The organism is Actinomadura sp. CNU-125 (assembly GCF_001942465.1).
Classification (GTDB): Bacteria; Actinomycetota; Actinomycetes; order Streptosporangiales; family Streptosporangiaceae; genus Spirillospora.
Window position 1 is genome coordinate 19,101 of the sequence record NZ_MKJY01000016.1, and the last position, 8,257, is coordinate 27,357.

General features: G+C 69.8%; 4 protein-coding genes and 1 pseudogene. 1 reads left to right on the forward strand and 4 read right to left on the reverse strand.

The features are described 5' to 3' along the window. Positions 1 to 103: 103 nt before the first annotated feature. The 4 genes and pseudogenes from BJF79_RS65200 to BJF79_RS02580 all read right to left on the reverse strand — a co-directional run bounded on the left by BJF79_RS65200 (position 104) and on the right by BJF79_RS02580 (position 4,338). Positions 104 to 556, reverse strand: a complete 453-nt coding sequence (locus tag BJF79_RS65200) for an AraC family transcriptional regulator (protein WP_316043254.1) — start codon at positions 554 to 556, stop codon at positions 104 to 106. After that, complete coding sequence (locus BJF79_RS65205; RefSeq protein ID WP_316043255.1) at positions 478 to 903, reverse strand: AraC family ligand binding domain-containing protein; 426 nt, start codon at positions 901 to 903, stop codon at positions 478 to 480. Before BJF79_RS65205 ends, BJF79_RS65200 begins: the two co-directional genes overlap by 79 nt. Then, positions 900 to 2,354 carry an OmpA family protein gene (locus tag BJF79_RS02575; RefSeq protein WP_083733108.1) on the reverse strand — a complete coding sequence of 485 codons (1,455 nt, stop codon included), beginning with the start codon at positions 2,352 to 2,354 and terminating at the stop codon, positions 900 to 902. Before BJF79_RS02575 ends, BJF79_RS65205 begins: the two co-directional genes overlap by 4 nt. A 150-nt stretch (positions 2,355 to 2,504) precedes the next feature. Beyond that, positions 2,505 to 4,338, reverse strand: a pseudogene (locus tag BJF79_RS02580) (acyl-CoA dehydrogenase). Positions 4,339 to 4,852: 514 nt separating this feature from the next. Here BJF79_RS02580 and BJF79_RS50415 point away from each other — a divergent pair. Then, positions 4,853 to 8,257: glycosyltransferase (locus tag BJF79_RS50415; RefSeq protein WP_143219648.1), on the forward strand; the 3,405-nt coding region annotated here is incomplete at its 3' end.

The following is an 8,257-nucleotide window of genomic DNA, read 5'->3' on the forward strand; positions in this document are numbered from 1 at the left end:
TCTTAGGTAAGGCTTGCCTTGGTGGAACCTTAGGAGAAATGACCGACTTGTCGCAATGGGTCATTTGGGACAGCCGTTATCGCGATCGGGACACCGGACCGGCTCAGCGCGCCCGGAACGCCCCCGGGGTCAGCCCCGTCGTCCGCCGGAACGCCGCGCCGAACGCGCTCACCGAGCGGTAGCCGACCTCCTCGGCCACCGCGTCGATGTCCCCGCCCCGGGTGAGCAAGGTCACCGCGTGCTGGGCCCGCACCGCCGCGACCCACCGCGCGAAGCTGGTGCCCGTCTCGGCGTTGAACGCGCGGGTGATCGTGCGGGCGCTCACCCCGAGTCGGGACGCCCAGTGCGCGAGCGTCCGCCGGTCGCCCGGATCGTCCCGGACGGCGTCGGCGATCGGGCGCAGCAGGTCCGACGTCGGCATCTTCAGCAGCAGCTCGTGGGGCGACGGCGCGAGGACGTCCAGGACCATCGCCTCCGTCACCGCCCGGGACCCGGCGGGCAGGTCGGGCACCGCGAGCCGCTCCAGCAGCAGCCGGAGCAGCGGGGTGATCTCCACGCCGACCGGCGCGGACGACAGCGAGGCCACGCTGCCGTAACCGAAGAACCCGGCGCGGCACCAGGTGCCCGCGGTCGCGTACCGGAGTGCAGCGTCCCCGCGGGCATCCACAGGCCGAGCGCCGGGGTGATCGTCCAGACCCGCGCCCCCACGACGGCAGTGGACGCGCCGCGCTCGTTCCACAGCAGCTCGTGGAACGGATGCGAGTGCTCGTTCCACGTGGTGTCGCGGGCGAAGTCCTCGCTCCAGCTCGCGATCGTGAACGGCGCCGCGGCCTCGCCCGCGGCGAGCGCGGGCAGGACACGGGTCTCCCCGCCCGCGTCCCCGCCCGCCTCGCCCGAGGTCACCGCACGGGCACGTTGTTCGTGTTGCCGAAGGGGCCGCCGACGAACGTCACCGTGGACACGTCGCCGGGCGGCGCCGGGATGTAGGCGTAGCCGCGGACGGGCTCGTTCACGGCCGTCCGGTACGCGGCGCCCGTCGAGGCGACGTACGGGGCGGGCTTGCCCGGGTCGGCCTTGCCGACGCGGACGGCCCGGTAGGTGTCGGTGCTGCCCGGGACCTGGATCGCCATCGAGGTGAAGAAGCCGCCCGGGTAGTCGCGGTGCGGGTAGGCGGCGTTCGCCGGGGTGTTGCCGGGGCCCTCGTTCACGATGTCGAAGACGGCGACGATGTAGGCGCCGTCCCGGTAGAACGGCTTGACGTCGAGGCGGCGCTTCTGCTCGCCGAAGCGGGCGTAGCGGCTGGCGACCTTCTCCCCGTCGGACGCGCGGAACGCGGCGGGCGCGGCGGCGGCGCCGCGGCCGTCGGCGGAGGCGGTGGTGGAGCCGTTCGCGCCCTCGGTGACCTCGCGGACCTCGTACTGGATCTCCACGCGGCGGTTGCGGGCGCGGGCCTTCTCGTCGTCCTTGCCGCCCTCCTTGGCGATCGGCTCGGACTCGCCCTTGCCGTGCGCGGAGTACTTGAACGCGCCGCCGAGGCGCTTCTTCAGCTCGGCCATGACGGACTCGGCGCGCTCGCGGGACAGCTTGAGGTTGTAGTCGTCGGCGCCCTTGCTGTCGGTGTGGCCGTTGAACGTCAGCGGCCGCTTGTTCGGGTCGGCCTTCGCCTTGATCTCCTGCGCCGCCTCGTCGAGGACCTGCTTGGCGCGGCCGGACAGCTTCGCGGAGTCGAACGCGAACAGCACGTCCGTCCGGAGGTTGACGGTGACGTCGGAGCCGCTGGACGTGACGTCCTTGATCTCGCCCTCGGTGATGTCGTACAGGTACGCGGGGTTGCCGCCCTCGGCCTGCCCGCCGCCCGCCGGGGCGCCGCCGGAGCCCGTGACGGGGACGCCGGTGAACTCGCCTCCGGTCCCGGGCGTGAGCGCGGTGACCTTCTGGACGTTCTGCGGAAGCGCCGGGTACGTGGCGGTGAGCTGCTGCGGGGCGTTCGGCGCGAACTGCCGCGCGGTGGGCTGCGCCGTCGGCTTGTACAGCTTGCGGCCGACCGGGTCGAGCAGGTCGATGGCGAACGGGACGCTCTTGGCCGCCTGGTCCAGCGACGTGACCGTGTAGCTCAGGACGGACGTGGCGCCCTGCCGCTGGACGCCCTTGATCTCGACGCGCGCGTGCAGTCCGGCGTCGCCGAACCAGCCCTCCTTGACGAGCTTGCCCGGCTGGGCGGCGGGCGTGCTCGCCCCGCTCGCCGGGGTCGTCGGGGGCTCGCTCCCCTCCGCGTCACCGGAGTCGGAACATCCGGTCGCGAGCAGGAGCCCGGCGAGGAACACGGCGAGGGGAACGCTCGATGAGGCGCGCATCGGCTCTCCGGTCGGTCGGGGGGAGCGGGGTCGACGCCAACGGTAGCGGTCCGGGCACCGAACGCGCAGCGGCCCCCGTCACGCACGTGACGGGGGCCGCGAACGGTCGGCGAACGGCCCGGGAACGGACCGCGAACGGGCCGGGACGGGTCAGAAGGACTCTTCGGCCAGCTCCATGGCGTCCAGCGTGGTGGCCTCGGTGACGGCGCGGTCCGAGGCGAGGCGCGGCAGGACGGTCTGGCAGAAGAACTGCGCGGCGGCGACCTTGCCGTTGTAGAACGCCTGGTCGGAGCCGGAGACGTCGCCGCCGTCGAGGGCGGTCAGCGCGACCTCGGCCTGGCGGCACAGCAGCCAGCCGACGATCAGGTCGCCGAGGGCGAGCAGCAGCCGGCTGGAGTTCAGCCCGATCTTGTAGAGCTCCTTCGGGTCCTCCATGGACGACAGCGCCCACCCGATCATCGGGTTCAGGATGCCCTGGACGTCGTCGAGGGCGCGGGCGAGCGCGGCGCGCTCGTTCTTGAGCCGGCCGTTGCCGGCCTCGCTCTCGGTGAACGCCTTGACCTCCCCGGCGAGCACCTTCAGGGACTCGCCGTTGTCCCGGAGGATCTTCCGGAAGAACAGGTCCTGGCCCTGGATGGCCGTGGTGCCCTCGTACAGGGTGTCGATCTTGGAGTCGCGGATGTACTGCTCGATCGGGTAGTCCTGCAGGAAGCCGGAGCCGCCGAGGGTCTGCAGCGACTCGGCGCGAGCAGCGCGTAGGCGCGCTCGGAGCCGAACCCCTTGACGATCGGGAGCAGCAGGTCGTTGAGCTTCTCGGCCTGCTCGTCCTTGCGGCCCTCGTGCTCGGCGATCTGCACGGCGTCCTGGTAGGAGGCGGTGAGCAGGACGAGCGCCCGCATGCCCTCGGCGTACGCCTTCTGCGTGAGGAGGCTGCGCCGGACGTCCGGGTGGTGCGTGATCGTGACGCGCGGGGCCGTCTTGTCGGTCATCTGCGTCATGTCGGCGCCCTGCACGCGCTCCTTGGCGTATTCGAGCGCGTTGAGGTAGCCGGTGGAGAGGGTGGCGATGGCCTTGGTGCCGACCATCATCCGGGCGTACTCGATGACGAGGAACATCTGCTTGATGCCCTCGTGCACGTCGCCGATGAGGTAGCCGACGGCGGGGTGCTTCTCGCCGAAGGTGAGCTCGCAGGTCGTGGAGACCTTGAGGCCCATCTTCTTCTCGACGTTGGTGACGTAGGCGCCGTTGCGCTCGCCCAGCTCACCGGTCTCCACGTCGACCATGTACTTGGGCACGAGGAACATCGACAGGCCCTTGGTGCCGGGACCGGCGCCCTCGGGGCGGGCCAGCACCAGGTGGAACACGTTCTCGGACATGTCGTGCTCGGCGGAGGTGATGAACCGCTTGACGCCCTCGATGTGCCACGTCCCGTCCGGCTGCCGGACGGCCTTGCTGCGGCCCGCGCCGACGTCCGAGCCCGCGTCCGGCTCGGTCAGCACCATCGTCGCGCCCCACTGCCGTTCGAGGGCGAGCTCGGCGAACTTCTTCTGCTCGGGCGTGCCGATCTGCCAGAGGATCTGGGCGAAGCCGGGGCCGGAGGAGAACATGTAGACGGCCGGGTTGGCGCCCAGTACCTGCTCGGCGACGGCCCAGGTCAGCGAGCGGGGGGCGCCGCTGCCGCCGAACTCGGGGCGCAGGTCGAGCCGGTACCACTCGGCGTCCATCCACGCCTGGTAGCTCTTCTTGAAGCTCTCCGGCATGGTCACGGTGCCGCGGCCGGGTCGAACACCGGCGGGTTGCGGTCGGCGTCCTCGAACGAGTCGGCGAGCGGGCCTTCGGCGAGGCGGTTCACCTCGTCGAGGACGCTGCGCACGGTGTCCTCGTCCAGCTCCGCGTACGGGCCGGTTCCGAGGAGGTCCTGGCGCCTGAACACCTCGAAGAGGTTGAACTCCAGGTCACGGAGGTTGCTCTTGTAGTGCCCCATTCGAGACTCCGTTCGGCTCGGCGGGCTGCCGACGGCCCCGCACGTCGTACTGGTCAGTAACTCAACAACATGCTACCCGCTGGTAACCAGTGGCGACCACCAGAAATCCGGCGTTCGGCGGGATGCAGGCCACATGTGTCTTACCATCGGGCCTACAAAGTGACGCAACTCACATGATCACACAAGTTTGTTACCAAACGGTAGACACAAACGAACATTTCGTAACAAACAGGACATTTCACCCTCAACAGCCTGGTCAACTCACGGTTGGGTGTTTCAGAATCATGTCTCCCGGCCGACACAGTCACGGCAGGGGCATCACTTGCATAACGGTCCCGGGCCGCCTCTTGACAAAAAACAGACATACTGCTAGCTCTCCGGCATCTCTAAGCTCCATGACCGGATCTGGCAAAGGTGAACCAAACGGCGGCCCCATCCCTCTTACTTGGGGTGGCACGGGGTCACAAGGGTCTGTGGGTTCTCCCCCGGAGCCCGAGGAGAGGAAGGACAGGAATTGTCGTCTGTCACGGGGTGGCTCAATGATGCCTGGAGTTCGGTTTCGGGGGCGTTCTCCAGCGGGGACTGGAGAGACTTCGTCCCCCTGGGGTTGGCGGGACTCCTCGTGTGGGGCCTGTGGATCTACCGCGTGATCCTCTCCCGCATGGACAAGCCGGTCGTGAACAACTTCCGCACGACCGTGTCCGTCGTGGTCCCCTCGTACCGCGAGGACCCCGAGATCATGATGAACTGCCTGGACAGCTGGCTCGCCCAGAACCCCAGCGAGATCATCATCGTGATCGACGTCGCCGACACCGAGGGACACCGGCGGCTGGCGCAGGTCACCGACCCGCGCGTCCACGTCCTGGTCTACGAGCACTCGGGGAAGCGGTCGGCGCTCGGCGTCGGCATCCGCGCCGCGCGCGGCGAGATCATCGTGTTCGCCGACTCCGACACCTGGTGGCAGCCCGGCCTGCTGGACGCCGTCCAGATGCCCTTCGAGGACCCGCAGGTCGGCGGCGTCGGCACCCAGCAGAACGTCTTCCAGCGCGAGACGAGCGTGTGGCGCCGGATCGCCGACTGGCTGGTCAACCTGCGCTACTACGACTACGTCCCGGCGATGGGCTCCAAGGGCGGCGTCGCCTGCCTCTCCGGCCGGACGGCCGCCTACCGCCGCGCGGTCATCCTCCCCGTCGTGGAGAACCTGGAGAACGAGTTCTTCCTCGGCCGCCGCTGCATCGCCGGTGACGACGGGCGCCTCACCTGGCTGACCCTGTCGCAGGGCTACAAGACCGTGCACCAGTCGTCGGCGCGCGCGATCTCCATGTTCCCCGACTCCTTCCGCGCCTTCTTCAAGCAGCGCATCCGGTGGAGCCGCAACTCCTACCGCTGCTACCTCACCGCCCTGTGGAAGGGCTGGCTGTGGAAGACCCCGTTCGTCACGAAGGTGACGGTCCTGCAGATCCTGCTGACCCCCGTGACCATGGGCGTCACCCTCGCCTACCTGATCTTCAGCCGGATCCTGGACAACCTGCACCCGCTCGGCATCTCGCTGGCGATCGGCTGGGTCCTGTTCGGACGCGGCGTGCGCGGCTGGTCGCACCTCAAGCGGCACCCGAAGGAGATCCTGCTGCTGCCCCTGACCGTCCTCGTGGTCATCGGCATCTCGCTGCCGATCAAGCTGTACGCGTTCATCACCATGAACAAGCAGGGCTGGCTGACCCGCTCCGCCGACCAGGTCGGCGCGCCGGGCAGAGCGCGAGCTCGCTGCAGGGAGTGGGCTGAGTTGACGCTTCCCATCCCCCGCTCACGGACGCCGCAGGCGCATCCGCCCGGACCTCGCGGGCGCGGCGCGCGGGCGACGGCCGCGGCCGGTATCGCGGTCGGTCTCGGGCTCGTCCCGCTCGCCTTCCTCGCCGCGCCCCCCGCATTCGCCGCACCGACCCCGAACCCGACCCAGTCGACCCCGACCGGCCAGCCGACCCAGGGCGGCCAGCCGACCCAGGGCGCGCAGAACGGCCAGCAGCAGAACGGCCAGCAGCAGGGCACCCAACAGCAGCAACAACAACAGCAGCAGCAACAACAAGGCGCCCAGCAGCGGCAGGGCGCCCAGCAGGGGGCGCAGCAGCCCGCGCAGCCGGGCGCCGCGCAGACGCCCGAGCAGGCGAACCCGCAGGCCGCGCTCGTCGACCAGGAAGATCAGCGGATCCTGCAGATCAGGTCCGTCCTGACCGCGATCCTGCAGATCGGCGGCGCCGCCACCGCGCAGTGGAAGCAGCCGCAGATCTTCGGTTCCAGCCACGGCAAGACGCTGGTGCTGCCGCCGATCGGCAAGCCGTACACGATCGCCGACCTGGCCAAGTACGCCGGCAAGTACTTCAAGCGGCTGCCGGACGGTTCGTACCTGCTGGGCATCTCGGTGTTCGTCGCCGACGGCGCCACGCTGAAGCTGCAGAACCCCGACGGGGCGCTCGTCCTGCGGATGGGCAGCATGCCGGGCGCGTTCGCGTCGATCGTCAGCTTCGGCGGCGAACTGAACATCGAGGGCACCCAGCAGAACCCGGTGCAGATCACCAGCTGGGACGCGCGGACGAACAAGCCCGACACCGAGCTGACCGACGGCCGCGCCTACCTGCGGGCGGTCGGCGGCGAGTTCCACATCAAGCACGCCAAGTTCTCCCACCTCGGCTTCTGGGGCGGCCGGACCGGCGGCATCGGGATGACCGGCACCGACCGGCCGCAGAGCGAGCAGAAGCACCGCACCAAGGAGCAGCGCCACCAGGACAAGCAGGAGCGGCTGGAGGCCAACAAGAACCGCGGCGGTGGCGGCGGCCCCGGCGACATCGAGATCGTCGAGCCGGGCGGCACCGCGACGCACGTCCCGGCGAACGACCTGGTCACCGGGTCGATCGACAACGCGACGATCACCGGGAACGCGTACGGGCTGTTCGTCTCCGGATCGAACCAGACGCAGATCAGCAACGTCCGGATCGAGAACAGCCTGGTGGACGGGCTGGTCATGCACCGGTTCGCGAAGAACGCCAAGATCTCCAACGCGACGGTGACCGGCAGCCGCGGCGACGGGATCGTGCTGGCGCGGGCCACCGAGAAGATCCAGGTGACCAACTGCACGTCCGAGAGCAACGGCCAGAACGGCTTCACCGTCAACGGCGGCGCGCTCGCCGAGGGGCCGTCCGCGTCGGGCGAGTCGCTGAAGACGTTCGGCGGCAGCTCCATCAGCAACAGCGTCGCGCGCAACAACGGCCAGTACGGCGTCGAGCTGCTCGGCGGGCACAAGCTGTCGGTGCAGAACAGCAAGATCATCGGCGGTGACATGGGCATCGTCGTCCGCGAGGCCGCCACCGAGGTGCAGATCTCGGGGAACCAGCTCACCGAGCAGGTCCGGCAGGGCATCTCGGTCCGCGACGGCGTCGAGGACGCCAGCCTCGCCGGGAACACGATCGTCGGCGCCCGCACCGGCATCTACCTGCGCGCCTCGTCCGGGAAGCTCACCGGGAACGTGATCAAGGGCTCGACGGCGCACGGCATCACGTTCGTCGGGGACTCCGAGGGCTCCGAGGTCCGCAACAACACCCTGCAGGGCCGCGGGACGAGCGCGGTCAGCACGTCCCGGTCCAGCGGCGACATCACCGAGGACGACAACAACACCGACGGCTGGACCGACACGGCGTCGCTGTGGATGAAGGCGCGGCGCTACCTGACCCCGATGAACCTGATCTGGGCGGGCGTGTTCATCATGGTGCTGTTCTCGATGCTGCGGGCGCGCAACGGCGGGCTGCGCATCGGCCGCGCCGGGGTGCACCCGTACGCGCTGCAGCAGCCGATGGAGAAGCGGCAGGTGTGGAGCCTGCCGCGCCGTCCCGCCGGTCCGCCGCCCGCGGCCCCCGGGGGCTTCCCGGCC